The sequence below is a fragment of the Candidatus Benthicola sp. genome, assembly GCF_058719085.1.
The window spans coordinates 49,746-67,276 of the sequence record NZ_JBZQEK010000088.1 but is presented as its reverse complement, the minus strand read 5'-3'; the positions used below and the strand labels follow the sequence as shown (position 1 = coordinate 67,276).

The window sequence follows — 17,531 nt, the reverse complement described above, 5'->3', positions numbered from 1 at the left end:
GTGGCAGCCGATCCCCGTGCCGCTGCGCTTCCCGGCAGTGCGGGCAAAGACGCGCGTCATCCGGAATGACCGCCTCGCACTTGTTGCACTGCTTCATGAGACCCCTTTCCCCGGGTCGACAGCTTCCTCATCTGAAGATACTCCAGCGGCGTCCGCGCTGATCCAGCGGACCAGGAAGGATCCTCCCACGAGTATGGTGATGTAGTTGAGGAAGAAGCGCCATACCGCCGTGTATGCGACCAGGAGGTTGTCCGCCAGGAAGGGGCTCATCAGCGCCGGAGCCAGCATCTCGCCCACTCCGCTGCCGCTCGGTGTCGGCATGAAGTAAAGGAGGAACTGCAGCAGGATGTGAAGAGTGACCACGTCCCAGAACTCCGCCATCACTCCGAACCCCCTGAGAATCACCCAGCCGAGAGCGAAACGGGCCCCGAACTGGAGGACGTTGGAGAGAACTGCGAGAACGAGAGCGAGCTTCCCCTTCCGCGCGTAGATGACCAGGCTGCCATGGAGCTCCTGCAGAACTTGCAGGACCTTCCGGATACGGCGCGATCGACCGAAGATCCGAAGCAGGAGCAGTCGGGGAAGGCGCGGCGCGGCGGCGAATAGGAGCACGAGCGTTCCCACGCCGGCGAAGCCGAGCGCCGACCACTCGAACAGCGTTGCGGCAGAGATGTTCGCCACGGGAAGCCGAATGTGCTCGATCGCGTCAGCCGCCCCGAAGAACCACGCCCCGAAACCGGCAAGCGACAGGAACGTCAGATTCACGATGACGCTTGCGAAGTTCGTCGCGACCGTGCGACCGAGAGAGACGCCGCTTCGGACCAGCCCATAAAGGAGGGCCGGGCCACCGCCGGTCCCGGAGGGCGTCAGGTACGCCAGCGCGGCGGAGACGCCACCGATCTGAGCGCAACGCCGGTAGGGTAAACGAATGCCGAGGGGACGGGTCAGCAGCCAGATCCGAATGCCGCTGCCGAAGAAGTCCATCGAGGCGAGCGCCAGGGCCGGAATCGCCCACCGCAGATCGAAGTGCCGGAATCCGCTCAGGCTTCCTTTCAAGTCCTGCGTGATCAGGAAGAGGGCCGTGAAGCCGAGTATCGTGGCGACCGCGAACACGGTGATCCCGGCTCTCACCGCCCCCGGCGGGACTCGGAACGAAGGGGACGAATTGGAGGGTGCGATTTCGGACATTCGACCAGGGTTCCGGGAGCGGCTCGGCCTGACGGCGGCGAAGCTCATGAACAGGGGACCTCGTCGCCGCTGGCTGGCTTCAACGGACTCGGGTAGCATAATACCGTTCGAAGCGCTTCCTGGGGAGCGCCGGCGTTCCACCGTGAGATCGAGCGAAGCACGTGAAGAGATACTCGGCCTTCGACCCACCGGAATACCTCGAGTGGGAGGCGGACGACAGACTCCTGCTGGAGTACGGGGAGAGGTGGAAGTCCAGTCCGGAAAGGGCCGCCGTCATCGAAGCCCTCGACGACGAGGCGCTTCTGGACCTGTACCGTGGTCTGGTGCGGTTCCGGCTCCACGACATCGCCCTGAAGCGGTGGGTAAAGCGAGGGGTGATCTCGAAGGCGTGGCTCGGAACGGGAGAGGAAGCGGTCACCGTCGGCGCCGTTCACGCACTCCGCCGGATTCCGGGGGGTGACGTGGTGGCGCCGATGATCCGGAACGCGGGTGCGTGTCACGAGATGGGCCTTCCGCTCAGCGACCTGTTCCGCGCCTACCTCGGAACCGCCGACGCGCCGACGCGCGGACGAGATCTACACGTCGGGGACCCTTCGCGGGGGATCATCGCGCCGATCAGCATGGTGGGTTCGGTGTCGACCGTGGTGAATGGTTATGCGCTGGCCTTCCGAAAGCGCGGTGAGGAACGCGTTGCGATGACGTGGATCGGCGATGGTTCCACCAAGACCGGAGAGGTGCACGAAGCGCTGAACTTCGCTGCGGTTCTGCGACTTCCCGTGGTTTTCGTGATTCAGAACAACCAGGTTGCTCTCGGGACGCCTGTGCGGGTTCATCACAGGGTCGGAGACTTCTCCGGGTGGGGTGCCGCCTACGGCATGAGAGCGCTCTCGGCGGACGGCAACAACGTGCTGGATGTGCATGCGGCGGCCGTGCTCGCCACCGAGGAATGCCGTTCGGGCCGCGGACCCGTGATGATCGTAGCGGAGACGTTCCGGATGGGAGGGCACGCGACGCACGACGAGACCGAGGCACGCCGACAGCTCGAGCCACAGCTGTTCCGCGAGTGGGGAAGGCGCGACCCGATCGGCCTGTACGAGGAGTTCCTCTGCCGGGGCGGGCGCGCCCTGGCCGGGGAAGACGGGCGACCCCGGGAGCCGCGGGAGACGGAGGCCTGGAATCGACAGCTTCTCTCGAGCATCGAAGAGGACGTGCGGCACGAGGTGGACGTTGCCGAGCGAGAGGCGCTGCAAAGCCGGGATCGTTCGCCGGCCGAGCCCGGCCCAGGCGAAATCCAGGACTGCTACGGCCTCAGCCGATCGTAGGCGGCATCGATCAGGCCGCCCAGGGTGGAGCCATCTTCGGGCGCGGTCGCGTAGGACAGCCGCTGGAGCCAGGTCTCCAGCTGCGCCTCGCGCAGGGCCCGCAGGACCCGGCTGGCCACGCGGCGGGAGGCACCGGGACCGGCTTCGGGAAGGCCGATGACGATTCTGTCATCCGTGTGACGCGCCACGAGATCATACTCACGCAGCTCTGCCCGAAGGGTGGCGACGGCACTTCGGAGAGTCCGGAGGTCGGGAGGCGAAAGTCGCAAGGCCAGGAGGCCGAACGGCCTTGCATACCGTCGACAGCGCTTCAACTCTGCGCCGGCGAGACTGTCGAATCCCTCCCGATTGTAGGCGCCGGTGAGTGGGTCGCGATAAGGAAGGAAGGGAGAGCCCTCGGCCAGGTGCCGTCGGATGCGGAGGGCGCGGCGGACATCGGCATGCCCGGTCCGGCTCGCGGCCTGCCGCAGCTTCTCCCCTGCGGAGGCCGCCGATTCGAACGTCTCCATCAGCACGTGCAGCCGGTCGGACGTGGGTCTCTGACGCATGTTCTGCCAATCCGCCTGCATTTGCCAGAGCCTGCCTTCCATCTCGGTGACGAGGTTCTCGAGTCTTTCTCCGAACGGGGCGTGCGAGGCGCCGGGTTCCCGTCCGGATTCGCTCAGCCGATGCCGCGAACGATCGATGAGCCCACCGGCCGCCAGGATCAGCGTCGAGCAACGATCGGCGAGGCGGCGCAGGAGGACGAGGATGCGCTCGAGACCGGCGTCGAGGTCACCGACGGCCAGGTCTCGCCAGGCTCGGGTGACTTCCCAGAGCATCGAGTCGATTTGCCGGCTGGCAGCCACGATGGCATGCGGCTCGGGTCTGGCTGGAGGGACTCTCCGGGCGAGGTGGACGGCGGATTCCGACGCTGGAGCCCTTGAGGTCGGTCCTGCATCGGCCGAGGATGCCAACTGATCCAGGCGGACCAGTACCCGATCGGCGCGAGCTCTCACGTCCGCGAGAGCGTCTGCCGAGGGGTCGTCGCGGAAGGTCTTCCAGTCTTCCTGCAGACGGCCAAGTAGCCGCTCAATTTCGCGCAGGCGAGCCAGAAGGCCGTATCCATCCGTCCGATCGCTCATGTCCTCTGCCGGCTCCGGGGTGAAGCGTAACGCCGACGAGCCGCGCAAAATGAGCCCGGACATCGGCCCGCGCGGCGGCTGCGTCGCATCGAAGCTCATGCCGTGCATTCTCCGTGCCTCTCCGACCGGGGAGGAGGTTGACGCGGGACAACCTGCATGTAGCTTGCGGGTCTCACGAAGCGGCGTCACGCGCACCGGACTCAAGCCTTGCTGCGAATCACCTTTCTCGGCACTTCCTCGTCGCGCCCCACGGTACGCCGGGGTGTATCCTCGCTGGCCGTTCAGCGGGAGGGAAGCCTGTTCCTGTTTGACTGCGGTGAGGGCACGCAGCGCCAGATGATGCGATTCGGCGTCGGCTTTTCGGTTCGTGAGATCTTCATCACACACCTGCACGCAGACCATTATCTCGGACTGCCGGGACTGGTGCGCACGATGAGCCTGCAGGGGCGTGAAGAGGACCTCGTCGTCTGGGGTGCCGAAGGTTCGGAGGGCGTACTGCGTGCTGCGGTCGAGCTGGGGGGCGATCGCCTTCAGTTCAACGTGTCCATCCGAGAGCTGCCCGCGGGCGAAGCAGCACAGTACGAGGGGTTCTCGATTCGGGCGTTTCCGGTGGAGCACACCCCCACGTCGATCGGGCTGGCGCTCGTGGAAGACACCCGTCTCGGCCGCTTCGACGTGGACAGGGCGCGACGGCTCGGCGTGTCCGAGGGACCCGATTTCGGTCGACTGCACAGGGGCGAAGACGTCCGGACCGAAGACGGATCGCTCGTTCGCGGCTCGGATCTGGTCGGTCCACCGCGGCCGGGGAGAACGGTGGTGTATTCGGGGGACACCCGGCCGTGTGGTTCGACGGTGGCCGCGGCCCGCGGAGCGGACCTCCTGATTCACGAGGCGACGTTTTCCGAGGAGGAAGTTCGGCGGGCGCGGGACACCCGCCATTCTACCGCTCGAGAGGCGGCGACGGTGGCCGCCGAGGCCGAAGTGGGTCAGTTGGTGCTGACGCACTTCAGCGCGCGTTTCTCGGAACAGGCGCATCGCCTGGTCGAGGAGGCGGAGAGCGTTCACCCGGCGGTTGCCGCCGAAGACGGATCCACCTTCGAGGTCAAGCTCACGGAAGGTGGGAACGGGGGGGGCGGGTGATCGAGGCCCGAATACCCGGTGACAAGTCCATCGCGCACCGGTTCCTGATTCTTGGAGCGCTAGCGGAGGGTAGCTCGTCACTGGAGAACGTACCGCAGTCGCTCGATGTTCGGAGTACCGTGAAGTGCCTCCGTTCGCTGGGGGCCCGGCTCGAGGATGGGGGGGACGCAACGATGCGGGTCGAGGGGCCGGCGGCGTGGCGTTCGCCCGAGTCGCCTCTCGACTGCGGCAACAGTGGCACCACGGCTCGTCTTCTGACGGGCCTGTTGACGGGACTCGGGCTCGAGGCGGAGCTGACCGGAGACGCGTCTCTGCGCAAGCGGCCGATGGATCGGGTCGTTTACCCTCTTCAGGCGATGGGAGGAAGGGTTCGCTACACGAAGTCTGCCCATCGGTTGCCGCTGCGGGTCGAGGGCAGGGCGAGTGGAGGACTGCGTCCTCTCCGGTACCGTCCGCGGGTCTCTTCGGCGCAGGTGAGGGGGGCGCTGCTGCTGGCGGCGATCACCGCGCGGGTAGATCTGGAGATCATCGACCGGTTGCAGCCGAGAGATCACACCGAGCGGATCCTCACTTCACTGGGTGCACCGATCACGGCCGATGCAGAGGACGAGGGCGACCGAATCCGCCTGTCCGCAGCCGGGTGGGACGGTGGCCTCTCTCCTCTTCAAGCCCGGGTGCCCGGCGACCCCTCGGCTGCGGCCTTCCTGGCGGTGGCGGCTCTGCTGGCGGGACGCATCGTGAAGTTCCGCGGGGTGGGTTTGAACCCGCGGCGGACCGGTTGGGTCCGTTTGCTCGAGCGCATGGGCGCCGGAGTCGAGATTCGGGGTACAGGACAGGAAGCGGGAGAGCCGGTGGGGGATCTCACGGTGACGCCCGCGCCCCTGGCGCCTTTCGAAATCGGTCCGCGAGATGTGCCCGGGCTGATCGACGAGCTTCCGGCGCTGACCGTGCTGGCCAGCCGGCAGCGCGGGGTCTCCGTCATTCGCGGCGCGGCCGAGCTGCGGGTGAAGGAGAGCGACCGATTGGCCCTGTTGGCGGAGAACCTGGAGTCACTGGGTATACAGTGCGCGCAGACGGAGGATGGGCTCCGCGTGGTGGGCGGGAATCCGAGGGAGGGGATCGTTCGGACCGGTGGAGATCATCGGATCGCAATGGCGTTCGGAGCCTTGAACGGGAGCTCCGGCTCGAGGATTCAGGTCGATGATCGGGAGTGCGTCGCGGTGTCGTTTCCGGGCTACTGGGAGGCGCTGGCCGAGGTTCTGACCGGGCACGAGAGCGTATGAGCGGGATTACGATCGCGATCGATGGACCGGCCGCATCCGGGAAGAGCACGACCGCGGCACGCGTCGCGGAGGCGCTCGGCTATCAGCATCTGAACTCGGGCTTGCTGTATCGGGCGATCACCTGGGCGGCCGTGACGGGCGACCGGGCGTGCGATGAGACCTTCGCGGGGTGGCTGTCCGGCCTCGACATCCGACTGGTGCGGCATGACTCCGGTTTCCGGGTGACGATTGACGGTGTCGATCCGGGTTCGGACCTGGTTTCGCAGGCGATTTCTGATCATGTGTCAGAGATTTCCGCACGTCCGCGGGTTCGGGGGAGGGTGCTGGAACTCCTGCGGAGCGAGGGGCGCGTGGGAGGCATCGTCTGCGATGGCCGTGACATCGGCACGGTAGTGTTTCCCGATGCCGAGCTCAAGATCTTCCTGGTGGCTTCGCCGGAGGAGCGAGGGCGGAGGCGGCTGCTCGATCTCGGCGTCGACCCCACGCCGGCGCGCGTGGAGGCCGAGGCGCGGCGATTGGGGGCCCGGGATGAGGCGGATTCGAGTCGGGACCTGGCTCCGCTTCGTGAAGCGGAGGACGCCGTGCGTTTGGACACGACACGCATGGGGCCGGAAGACGTGGTGCGACGTATCCTCGAGCTGGCTGAAGAGCGCGGCGCGGCCTTCGGTTGACGGTATGAGAAGGCAGGTCTAGTTTTCCGTGCTATTGTCCGTGTATCTGAGGTCGTGGAACTTGAACCCCTGAGCGCGCCCATCGACGGATCCGCTGGCAGGAGAAGCGTCTACGCTTTCCTGCCACATATTTTTTTGGGATTCCGGGGCGGACGCCAAACGTGAACGGTACACTTCGAATGAGCACGAAGGACGAGCAGATCACCGCCAACGAGAATCCGGTCGAAGACCTGGACGAGACCCTTCCGAAGGACCCTCCCCAACAGGAAGACACCGAAGCCGGAGCGGAGCCGGGAAACGGCGACGCGGAGTCGCCGCCGGTTGAGGATGTGACGGCGGAGGAAGGGGTCGAGGCCGACGCGCCGTCGACGGATGAGACACCCGAAGTCGCCGAGGCGGAGGCCGAGGAGCCCTCCGATAGCTCGGAGACGGTCCTGGATGAGGAGCCCGCGCCCATCGGTGCTGCGGCCAGGCTGGAGGTAGAGGACGAGGAAGCCGGCTGGACGACCGTCGCTTTCGGGATGGCCGAGGGCATGTCGGTCGAACAGCTGGAGGGCGGTGAATACTCGTCCGAAGAGTTCGACGAGATGATGGCCCTCTACGAGGACACCCTCAGCGAGATCGCCGAAGGCGAGATCGTCAAGGCGCGAGTGCTCCGGAAGTCGGACACGGCCGTGATCCTCGATGTCGGCTTCAAGTCCGAGGGCCTGATCCCGCTGGAGGAGTTCCGGGACCCTGACGCTCTCGAGCCCGGGGACGAGGTCGAGGTGTTCCTCGAGAGCCTCGAGGATCAGGAAGGCGTGGTCGTCCTTTCCAAGAAGAAGGCGGACTTCCTGCGCGTGTGGGAGAAGATCAAGGAGGCCTACGACGAGGATCGTACCGTTCCGGGCATCCTGAAGCGCAAGATCAAGGGGGGAGTTACCGTCGACCTCATGGGTGTCGATGCGTTCCTCCCGGGCTCGCAGATCGCGCTCCGTCGCGTGCCCAACGTGGACGAGCTGATCGGCCAGGAGTACGAGTTCAAGATCCTCAAGTTGAACAAGCGACGCCGGAACATCGTCGTCTCGCGTCGCGTCATCCTCGAAGAGGAAAGGGCCGAGAAGCGGGAGTCGCTCAAGGAGGAACTCGAGGTCGGACAGGTGCGCAAGGGAGTCGTGAAGAACATCACGGACTTCGGAGCGTTCATCGACCTCGGCGGGATGGACGGGCTGCTCCACATCACCGATATGTCGTGGGGCCGGATCGGCCACCCCTCCGAGCTCTGCCAGATCGGCGACGAGCTGGAGGTCAAGATTCTCGACATCGATTGGGATCGCGAGCGTATCTCGCTCGGCCTCAAGCAGTTGCAGGCCTATCCGTGGGAGGACGTGGCGGCGAAGTATCCGGTCGGGAGCCGGGTCCGCGGCCGGGTGGTCTCGATCACGAACTACGGGGCGTTCGTGGAGCTGGAGAAGGGCGTGGAGGGCCTGGTCCACATCTCCGAGATGAGCTGGACGCGGAACGTGCGTCACCCGTCCCAGATCGCGTCGATCAACGACGAGATCGAGTGCGTGGTGCTTCGGGTGGACGAGGAGGAGAAGAAGATCTCCCTCGGCATGAAGCAGACCGAGGAGGACCCGTGGCTCGCGCTTCCGGCCAAGTACCCGGCCGGCACGAAGATCCGGGGTGTCGTCCGGAACCTGACGTCGTTCGGGGCGTTCGTCGAAGTCGAGCCCGGAATCGACGGACTCGTCCACATCTCCGACATGAGCTGGACCCGTCGAGTGCAGCATCCCTCGGAGGTCGTTCGCAAGGGCGAAGAGGTCGAGGTCCTCATCCTGAGCATCGACCCGGACCAGAAGAGGATCTCTCTCGGCCTCAAGCAGGTCGAGGATGATCCCTGGTACGAGCTGGCTCAGCAGTTCGAGCCGGGCACGGAGACCGGGGGGCATGTGGTGCGGCTCCTCGACAAGGGGCTGGTGGTGGATCTCGGAGACGATGTGGAGGGTTTCGTGCCGATCTCGCAGCTCGGGGTCGAGGAGGAAATCGGCGAGCCGGCGGACCGCTTCGTGGAAGGCGACCGCCTGGAGCTCAAGGTCCTCGAGTCCGATCCGATCAACCGGAGGATCGTCCTCGCGGTGACGGGTGCCCCGGGCGTAGAGGAGCGAGAGGCCGCCCGCGCCGAGGCAGGGGATGGGGAAGCCGCGGCCGGCGAAGAGCCTTCCGAAGAGAGCTCTGAGGAGGAACTCGAGGCGTTCGCGGAAGAATCGGACGGGGAGGAGGAGGCGGCTGCCGGGGATTCCGAAGCCGCGGACGAGGTCGGGGACGCGGAAGCGGAGGCGGAGCCGGAGGCGCCCGCGGCCGAAGAAGAGACCCCGATCGGTGACGACACGGACACCGTCGAGGTGACGGACGAGGCCGAAGGGGCCGAAGAGGCCGTAGAACCCGAGGCGCAGGACGAGGAAGAGCCGGAGGAGGAGGAAGATCCGGAGAAGGACTCGGCTTCCTGATCCCAGGCGATCCTTGAGTCAGCGCGAGTCGCCTCGCAGGGGGCCCGGCGGGTGACGTCGGGCCCCCTGCTTCTTTGAAGGAAGAGGAATGCGCGGTTTCACCCTGACGTCCATGGTAATCTGGATGGGATGCGCCAGCACCACCGCGGCGCCTCCGAATCCAACTCCGGTACCGCCCGCGAGCGACGCTCCGGCCTCGGAAGAGTTCGCAGACCGGGGGGATCTCGATCGCGCCACGGACCTCCTCGCGGATGGAGACCGGATCGCGGCGGCGATTCTCGCCGACTCGTTGTGGGCCGAGTGGCTGGCGACGGTCTCCATGGACCCGGGGACCGCGGAAGATCTGACCGATCTGCTCGACCTCCTCGGAGCCGAGGATCGGGCGGCGGAATTCCTCCTTCGAGCTCCATTCGAACTCGATTCGGGGCTCCGCGATCGCCTCAGGGACCTCTCGGCCGGGCTCTCGATCGCCGAACTGGAGGCCCTCCTCTCGATCGGAGACGGTCGAGCCGAGGCGCGCTCCGTTCTCCTGGCCGAGCTTGCCGTGGCCCTCGCCGAGGCGGACCACCCGGAACGGGCCTCCGAGGTGGCGGAGAGCGTGCTGGAGGGCTCGCCGGGTGGACGGGAACGCGACCGGGCCGGGGACGTCCTCGAGGGCCGCACGGAGCCCGTTCCCGGACCGGTACGAGTGGGTGTGGTGCTACCGTTGAGCGGACGATTCGCCAGCGTCGGCAGCCAGATCCTCGAGGGAGCCATGCTGGCGCTCGAACAGCGCTCCGCGGCAGGCGGCCTCTCCCCCGTCGAGCTGGTGATTCGGGATGACAGTTCCCTCGTGGAGACCGGCATCGCACAGGTCGAGGCGCTGGAGGAGGAGGACGTAATCGCCGTGCTCGGCCCGCTGCGAACGGAAGCTCTCGCGTCTGCTGCGATTCGTCGAGAACACGACGACCTCCTCATCCTCAGTCCTACGGCATCGGAGGCGCCGGTGCGTTTCCTGGACGCCTATACGCTCTGGGACCGGGACCGTCGGGAGTCGGATGTGGCAACGACCCTGATCGACTGGATGGCCGGAGAGATGGGCATCGGGACGTTTGGAGTCCTGTACCCCGAGGCGTCCGCGCCCGCCGTGCAGGCACTGCTGGACCGAGCCCCGGAACTGGATGTCGAAGTGATCGCGGTTCAGCCCTACACGTCGGATTCCACGACGTTCGGCGTGCCGATCGAAGCGGTCGCGGCGGCCGAGCCGGAGGCCGTCATCGTGCTTTCGGACCGTCCCCGCACCGTTCTTCAGCTGGCCCCGCAGCTCGTCTACTACGGCCTGCGACGCTGGGTGATCGGGGGCGATGCGAACTGGTCCGATCCCGGGGTGGTCCGGCGTCTCGAGGCGAGCTATGCCGATCATCGCCTCGTGTCCACGTACGTCGACCAGATCAGTCCGGGGACTCCGTGGCAGGCGTTTAAAGACGCTTATGAGGCAGAGTATCGTAAAACGCTCAGCGATAATATGTTTACGGCATTGGGATATGATGCCATGCGGTTGATCCTCGAGGGGGCGCCCGAAGTGGACCCGGCACGCCGTGGGGCCATCGGCCGGGCCATCCGGCGAGGTACCTTTCGCGGTGCCACGGGGGACCTCGGGGTGGACCGGCTGACAGGCGAGCTGCGACGGGATGTCTTCGTTCGAGTGATTCAGGATGGTGAGCTTCGAGTCCCGGTGCCGGAAGAGATGATGGAGTGGGCGGTCGAGCAGCTGGAGCTGGAGGAGTTCCTGAAGGCTCTGGAGGAAGAGAAGGAAAAGGAACAGTCGAACGAGGATGGAGGAGGCCGATGAGCGCTCGGGAGAGCCTGAAGCGCCTCGAGGCCGAGCGCCGTCGAACGCTCGAGGGCGGAGGAGCTGCACGCCTCGCGAGGCAGCACGAGAAGGGGAAGCTCGGAGCGAGGGAGCGGCTGGCTCTTCTGCTGGACGACGGATCGTTCATCGAGCTCGACCGCTTCGTCGAACACCGCTGCGTCGACTTCGGACTCGACGAACAGCGAATTCCGGGGGACGGGGTGGTGACGGGCTACGGTCGAATCGATGGCCGCACCGTGTACGTGTTCAGCCAGGACTTCACCGTGTTCGGAGGCTCGCTGTCCGAGGCTCACGCCGAGAAGATCTGCAAGGTCGTCGACCTGGCGATGCAGAATGGCGCACCCGTGGTGGGGCTGAACGACTCCGGTGGGGCTCGGATCCAGGAAGGCGTGGCCTCGCTCGGGGGGTATGCCGAACTGTTCCTGCGCAACACTCTGGCCTCCGGCGTGGTTCCTCAGATCAGCGTGATCCTCGGGCCTTGCGCCGGAGGTGCCGTGTATTCCCCGGCGATCACCGACTTCGTCTTCATGGTCGAGGGAATCAGCCACATGTTCGTGACCGGCCCGAACGTGGTGAAGACGGTGACGCACGAAGACGTCTCCTTCGAGGAACTGGGGGGAGCAGAAGTGCATGGGACGAGATCCGGGGTCGCGCACTTCTCCCATGCCACGGAGGTCGAGAGCCTGCGGTCGGTACGCAAGCTCCTCTCGTATCTGCCTGCCAACAACGCCGAAGATCCGCCGGCGTGCGAAACGGAAGATCCTCACGATCGGGCGGACGAGGAGCTGCTCGACGTCATTCCGGATGTTCCGACGCAGCCCTACGACATGCACGAGGTGATCGGACGGGTCGTGGACGATGGAGAGTTCCTCGAAGTGCATGCCGGCTACGCCCGGAACCTGATCGTCGGCTTCGCCCGGCTGGGAGGACGATCTGTCGGGATCGTCGCGAATCAACCCGCCGTGCTGGCTGGCGTGCTCGACATCGACGCGAGTCGCAAGGGGGCCCGTTTCGTGCGCTTCTGCGACGCGTTCAACATTCCGATCCTCACCTTCGAGGACGTTCCCGGCTTCCTTCCCGGGGTCTCCCAGGAGCACGGAGGCATCATCCAGCACGGAGCCAAACTGCTGTATGCGTACTGCGAGAGCACGGTTCCGAAGCTGACCGTGATTACCCGCAAGGCGTATGGCGGGGCCTACGACGTGATGTCCTCGAAGCACATTCGTGGAGATCTCAACTTCGCATGGCCGACGGCGGAACTCGCGGTCATGGGACCGAAAGGCGCCGTGGAGATCCTGTACCGGCGGGAGCTGGCCGACGCGGAGGATCGCGAGTCGCGCGTGGCCGAGCTCGAGGCGGAGTTCAGGGAGCGTTTCGCTCACCCATTTCTGGCCGCCCGGCGAGGATTCCTGGACGATGTGATCGACCCGCGCGAGACGCGAGCCCGGCTCATCTCCGGTCTGGAGATGCTCGGCAACAAGAGACAGCGTAATCCTCCGCGTAAGCACGGCAACATCCCGCTGTGAGGTGGCTGCTTGTTCGATAAGGTCCTCATCGCGAACCGGGGTGAGATCGCGGTCCGGGTCATCCGTGCCTGCCAGGAACTCGGAGTCCGCACGGTGGCGGTCCATTCCGAGGCGGATCGACATGCACCTCACGTCCTCCTGGCAGGTGAGGCCGTGTCGATCGGCCCACCGCCGGCGGCCGAGAGCTACCTGAACATCGAGGCCATCCTCGAGGCCGCGCGGTCCACCGGAGCGCAGGCCGTGCATCCGGGCTACGGATTCATGGCCGAGAGTCCGGACTTCGCGCGGCGCGTGGTGGGCGCAGGACTCGTGTTCGTGGGCCCCACCGCGGAAGCGATCGCCGAGATGGGAGACAAGACCGCGGCTCGCGCCCGGATGGTCGCGGCGGGCGTTCCGGTGGTGCCGGGCTCCGATCCTCTGGAGGATCATCGAGACGGCGCCCGGGAAGGGGACCGGATCGGCTGGCCGGTGCTCCTCAAGGCGGTGGCGGGAGGTGGAGGAAAGGGTATGAGGGTCGTGGAGTCGGCCTCCGAGCTCCCCCGGGCCCTGGAGGCGGCACGCAGGGAAGCGGAACAGGCCTTCGGCGACCCCCGAGTCTACCTCGAAAAGTACCTTACGGATCCCCGGCACATCGAGATCCAGGTCATGGCGGACTCGGCCGGGCGAGCGATCCACCTCGGCGAGCGCGAATGCTCGATTCAACGACGACATCAGAAGTTGATCGAGGAGGCCCCGTCGGTTGCCGTTGACTCGGATCTTCGCAACCGGATGGGTGCGGTCGCGGTGGCCGCGGCCGAGGCCGTGGAATACCAGGGCGCGGGCACCGTCGAATTCCTGTTTCAGGACGATGCGTTCTACTTCCTCGAGATGAACACTCGGATTCAGGTCGAGCATCCGGTGACGGAACTGGTCACGGGGGTCGATCTCGTCCAGGAGCAGATCCGGGTGGCGGCCGGCCTGCCTCTGTCGGCCGAGCCAGCACCGAGCTGGCCGATGGGGCACGCGATCGAATGCCGGATCAGCGGGGAAGACCCCTTCCATGGCTTCTTCCCGTCGAGCGGTCGGATTCGGGCGTTCGAGGTGCCCTCCGGGCCCGGCGTTCGCTGGGACGGAGGCATCTCGGAGGGCTTCGAGGTCGGACTTCACTACGATCCACTTCTGGGGAAGCTGATCGTTCACGCGCCGACGCGTGCACAGGCGATCCTGCGGATGCGAAGGGCGCTCCGTGAGCTTCAGATCGAAGGTGTGCGAACCACTCAGCCCTTTCACCTCGCGGTGATGGACGAGCCCGATTTTCAAGCTGGAGATCTCTCCGTCCGGTACCTGGAAAGGCACCCGGCGCTCACGGATCCGGGCCCGGATGGGTGGCATGCCCAGGCCGCGGCGATCGCGGCCACGCTCCTTGAGCACCGATCGGACGTCCGGATCGCGGCTTCCGGCTTACCGCGAGCGAGGGCGGATGCGGAGATCAGCACGTGGCGCCGACAGTACACGGGGTGGGAATGACCGCGGACTTCACCGTTCGGGAATCGCGGCCCGGCGAGAGCACGGCCTCGGGCGCGGCGGTGGTGCCGATCACCGGCATTGCCGTCGGGGGCGATGGCGTGGGTCGGGAGAGCTCCGGTCGGGTGGTATTCGCCCCGCGCTCCGCGCCGGGTGACCGGGTCCTGGTGGAGATCTCCGAGTCGAGGAGCCGGTGGGCACGCGGTCAGGTTCGCGAGGTCCTCGAGGCGGGTCCGGGGCGCCGCCCTCCTCCGTGCCCACTCTACGATCAGTGTGGTGGTTGTCAGCTCCAGCACCTGAACCGATCCGCCCAGCTTCTGGCGAAGCGGGAGCTCGTTCGTGAGACGCTCCACCGGGTTGGAGATGTGCAGATCAGCGTGCCAGACCCTGTCGTGCGGGGGGGCGAGTTCGGTTATCGAAACCGGATGACGTTCGCGACCGGCCTCAGCGAGGGAAGGCCTGTGCGGGGTCTCCGGGCCTTCGAGGCGCCCGATGCGGTCGTCGACGTGCGTGTCTGTATGCTGGCGGAGGCACCCATCGTAGAGGTCTGGAAGACCATTTTCCATGCCTGGGCGCGGCAGCCCGAGCTCGCCCCCGGTAGCGGCACGCGGGTCACCGTGCGGGCCTCGGTCAGCGGCGAGGTGGATGTGCTGACAAGAGGTGTGACACCGATTCCCAGGCGGGAAGCCGAGCGCTTCGTGGAGTCGGTGCCCCGCCTCGTGGGCTGGCACCATGCGCCGACCGTGGGGGACGCCGACTGCGTAGCGGGTGCTCCGAGACTGTCGGACCGCTGGCAGGGCACGGATTTCGAGCTCCCGGCGGGGGTATTCCTGCAGGTGAACCGTGAGATCTCGACGGCGATGGACGCGTGGATCGACGAAAGAGCCGGGCCGCTGGAAGGCCGTCGGGTGCTGGACCTGTACGCGGGCGTCGGGGCGCGGGCGATCCGGTGGGCGAAGGAGGGCGCCGATGTGGTCTCCTGCGAGATCTCTGCCTCCGCGGCAACCGCCTGTCGCAAGGCTGCCAGATCGTCCGCGAACCTGACCGTTCTCGCGGACCGGGTCGAGGCGCAGCTCGAAAATCTGTTGCCGGCGGACCTCGTGGTGGTGAATCCGCCCCGGGCCGGTCTGTCCCGAGCGGTGACCGACCGGCTCTCGACGGGTGCGGCGGAGGAGCTGGTCTACGTGAGCTGCGATCCGGCCACGCTGGCCCGAGACCTCCAGCGATTGGGGAGCGGTTGGTCGGTGAGGGAGGTGCAGCCATTCGAAGCCTTCCCACAGACCGCCCACGTCGAGACGATCGCGTGGCTGAGCCGAGCGTGAGAAGCGGAGGCCGTCAGGCATGAGCGAGGACCGGTCGACCTACTTCGCGAGCATCGGCGACGAGACCCGCGAGGTGATCGTGGAGGACGGAGGCGTTCTCATCGACGGGGTTCCGCTCCGTGCCGATCTGTCGACGCTCTTCGGATCGGACCGCCGCCACCTCCGGCTGGACGGTCGATCCCTGTCGATCTTCGCGAGGCGCAACGAGCGGGGCTGGGTCGTCGAGCTCGAGGGACGCCAGTTCGAAATCACCGTCGAAGATGAGCGCGCCCGGCGGATTCGCGAGCTGGCGGCCCAGGTGTCACCGGTTCGCACGACCCGGGTGCTGAAGGCACCGATGCCCGGGCTGATCGTGCGGGTGGAGGTCACGGAGGGGCAGGAAGTCGAAGCGGGCGACGGACTGGTGGTCATGGAAGCGATGAAGATGGAGAACGAGCTGCGAGCCGAAGCTCCGGCTCGTGTCTCGTCGGTCGAAGTGCAAGCGGGCCAGGCGGTGGAACGCGACACCGTGCTTCTCACGATGGAGCCGAGGTGAGGATGCCGGACCGAGAGACGCCACGGACGACTTCAGGAATCGGAATCGACAGGGTGTACGGGCCGTCGGAAGCGCCGAGACCGGACCCCGGCGAACCCGGTGAGTGGCCCTTCACCCGGGGGGTCTACCCGGACATGTACCGGGGACGTCTCTGGACCATGCGCCAGTATGCGGGCTTCGGCACCGCGGAAGAGACGAACGAGCGCTTCCGGTATCTGCTGGACTCCGGACAGACTGGGCTTTCCGTTGCGTTCGACCTGCCGACCCAGATGGGCCTCGATTCGGATGACCCGAGAGCCGAAGGGGAAGTCGGACGCGTGGGCGTGGCGATCGACACGCTGGACGACGTCGAACGACTCTTCCGGGGAATCCCGCTGGACGGCGTATCCACGTCCATGACGATCAACGCGACCGCGGGGATCCTGCTCGCCATGTACGTGGCCCTCGCCGATGAGCGTGGCACGGACCGGGCGGAGCTCGCCGGAACCGTCCAGAACGACATCCTGAAGGAGTTCATCGCCCGGGGCACCTACATCTATCCCGTCGAGCCCAGCATGCGACTGGTCACCGACCTGTTCGCCTTCTGCTCCGAGGAGCTCCCACGCTGGAACAGCATCTCGATCAGTGGCTATCACATGCGCGAGGCGGGGGCGTCGGCTGTGCAGGAAGTCGCGTTCACGCTGGCCAACGGACGGGAGTACGTTCGCCGGGCCATCGAGGGCGGGCTCGACGTAGACCGGTTCGCGCCGCGGATCAGCTTCTTCTTCGCCGCACACAATCACCTGTTCGAGGAAGTCTGCAAGTTCCGAGCAGCCCGGCGGCTGTGGGCGCGGATCGTTCGCGAGGATTTCACGGGATCGGATCACAGCTGCCGCCTGCGTTTCCACACCCAGACGGCGGGCTCGACCCTGACCGCTCAGCAACCGTTGAACAACGTGGTCCGGGTGACGATTCAGGCGCTGGCGGGAGTACTTGGAGGCACGCAGTCCCTCCACACCAATAGCTATGACGAGGCGCTCGCTCTGCCCGGGGCGAGTGCGGCCCGACTGGCGCTCAGAACCCAGCAGGTGCTGGCCGAGGAGTCAGGGGTGGCGGACACGGTGGATCCGTTGGGTGGCTCCTTCTACGTCGAGGCGCTCACGGAGGAGATCGAGCGCGGCGCCCGCGCCTATCTGGACAGGATCGAAGAGCAGGGTGGGGCAGCGGCCGCCATTCCGTTCATGATCGAGGAGATCCACCGTTCGGCGTACGCGTGGCAGCTGGAAGTGGAGAGTGGGGAGCGACGGGTGGTGGGCGTGAACTCGTACCGGGACGAGGAGCCGCCTCACTCGGTCGACCGCCCCGATTTCGCTGGTCTGCAGCAGCAGCAGCGTCGCCGGTTGGCGGAAGTCCGCGAGGCCCGGGACGCGAACGTGGTCGAGGCAAAGCTCCGCGCGGTCGAGTCGGCGGCGAGGGACGGTCACAACCTCTTGCCGCCCATGGTCGACGCCGTCAAAGTCAGGGCCACGCTGGGTGAGATCAGCAGCCGCCTGACGGGCATCTGGGGTATCTACGGGGTTTGAGGGAACGGACCGGA

13 protein-coding genes are annotated in these 17,531 nt (G+C 66.5%); 11 read left to right on the top strand and 2 right to left on the bottom strand.

Annotation, left to right across the window (positions count from 1 at the left end; translation table 11 throughout):
* Positions 1-93 precede the first annotated feature (93 nt).
* On the bottom strand, positions 94-1,131 hold the full coding sequence (locus tag AC36XV_RS06855; protein WP_492202934.1) for a lysylphosphatidylglycerol synthase transmembrane domain-containing protein: 1,038 nt from the start codon (positions 1,129-1,131) through the stop codon (positions 94-96).
* 218 nt (positions 1,132-1,349) lie between these two features.
* On the opposite strand from AC36XV_RS06855, the gene AC36XV_RS06850 reads away from it, so the two are divergent.
* Positions 1,350-2,510, top strand: coding sequence for a thiamine pyrophosphate-dependent dehydrogenase E1 component subunit alpha (locus AC36XV_RS06850; protein ID WP_492202933.1), 1,161 nt, complete (start codon positions 1,350-1,352; stop codon positions 2,508-2,510).
* Here the strand turns inward: AC36XV_RS06850 and AC36XV_RS06845 are convergent.
* Positions 2,489-3,634 (bottom strand): sensor domain-containing diguanylate cyclase, encoded by a 1,146-nt coding sequence (locus AC36XV_RS06845; RefSeq protein WP_492202932.1) that lies wholly within the window; start codon positions 3,632-3,634, stop codon positions 2,489-2,491. The genes AC36XV_RS06850 and AC36XV_RS06845 overlap by 22 nt on opposite strands.
* Before the next feature lie 210 nt (positions 3,635-3,844).
* Here AC36XV_RS06845 and rnz point away from each other — a divergent pair, with 210 nt between their 5' ends.
* From rnz to AC36XV_RS06795, 10 genes are all read left to right on the top strand, one after another.
* Positions 3,845-4,774, top strand: coding sequence for a ribonuclease Z (gene rnz / locus AC36XV_RS06840; RefSeq protein ID WP_492202936.1), 930 nt, complete (start codon positions 3,845-3,847; stop codon positions 4,772-4,774).
* Positions 4,771-6,057 carry a 3-phosphoshikimate 1-carboxyvinyltransferase gene (gene aroA / locus AC36XV_RS06835; RefSeq protein WP_492202931.1) on the top strand — a complete coding sequence of 429 codons (1,287 nt, stop codon included), beginning with the start codon at positions 4,771-4,773 and terminating at the stop codon, positions 6,055-6,057. Before rnz ends, aroA begins: the two co-directional genes overlap by 4 nt.
* Positions 6,054-6,728 (top strand): (d)CMP kinase, encoded by a 675-nt coding sequence (cmk, locus tag AC36XV_RS06830; protein ID WP_492202930.1) that lies wholly within the window; start codon positions 6,054-6,056, stop codon positions 6,726-6,728. The genes aroA and cmk overlap by 4 nt, the downstream gene beginning before the upstream one ends.
* A gap of 179 nt (positions 6,729-6,907) precedes the next feature.
* Complete coding sequence (gene rpsA, locus AC36XV_RS06825; protein ID WP_492202929.1) at positions 6,908-9,217, top strand: 30S ribosomal protein S1; 2,310 nt, start codon at positions 6,908-6,910, stop codon at positions 9,215-9,217.
* An 88-nt stretch (positions 9,218-9,305) separates the two neighbouring features.
* Positions 9,306-11,048 carry an ABC transporter substrate-binding protein gene (locus tag AC36XV_RS06820; RefSeq protein WP_492202928.1) on the top strand — a complete coding sequence of 581 codons (1,743 nt, stop codon included), beginning with the start codon at positions 9,306-9,308 and terminating at the stop codon, positions 11,046-11,048.
* Positions 11,045-12,595 (top strand): acyl-CoA carboxylase subunit beta, encoded by a 1,551-nt coding sequence (locus AC36XV_RS06815; protein WP_492202927.1) that lies wholly within the window; start codon positions 11,045-11,047, stop codon positions 12,593-12,595. Before AC36XV_RS06820 ends, AC36XV_RS06815 begins: the two co-directional genes overlap by 4 nt.
* A gap of 9 nt (positions 12,596-12,604) precedes the next feature.
* Positions 12,605-14,101 carry an acetyl-CoA carboxylase biotin carboxylase subunit gene (accC, locus tag AC36XV_RS06810; RefSeq protein ID WP_492202926.1) on the top strand — a complete coding sequence of 499 codons (1,497 nt, stop codon included), beginning with the start codon at positions 12,605-12,607 and terminating at the stop codon, positions 14,099-14,101.
* Complete coding sequence (locus AC36XV_RS06805) at positions 14,071-15,420, top strand: class I SAM-dependent RNA methyltransferase (protein WP_492202925.1); 1,350 nt, start codon at positions 14,071-14,073, stop codon at positions 15,418-15,420. The genes accC and AC36XV_RS06805 overlap by 31 nt, the downstream gene beginning before the upstream one ends.
* Before the next feature lie 19 nt (positions 15,421-15,439).
* Positions 15,440-15,955, top strand: a complete 516-nt coding sequence (locus AC36XV_RS06800; protein WP_492202924.1) for an acyl-CoA carboxylase biotin carboxyl carrier protein subunit — start codon at positions 15,440-15,442, stop codon at positions 15,953-15,955.
* A gap of 2 nt (positions 15,956-15,957) precedes the next feature.
* On the top strand, positions 15,958-17,517 hold the full coding sequence (locus AC36XV_RS06795; RefSeq protein WP_492202923.1) for an acyl-CoA mutase large subunit family protein: 1,560 nt from the start codon (positions 15,958-15,960) through the stop codon (positions 17,515-17,517).
* Positions 17,518-17,531: the final 14 nt, after the last annotated feature.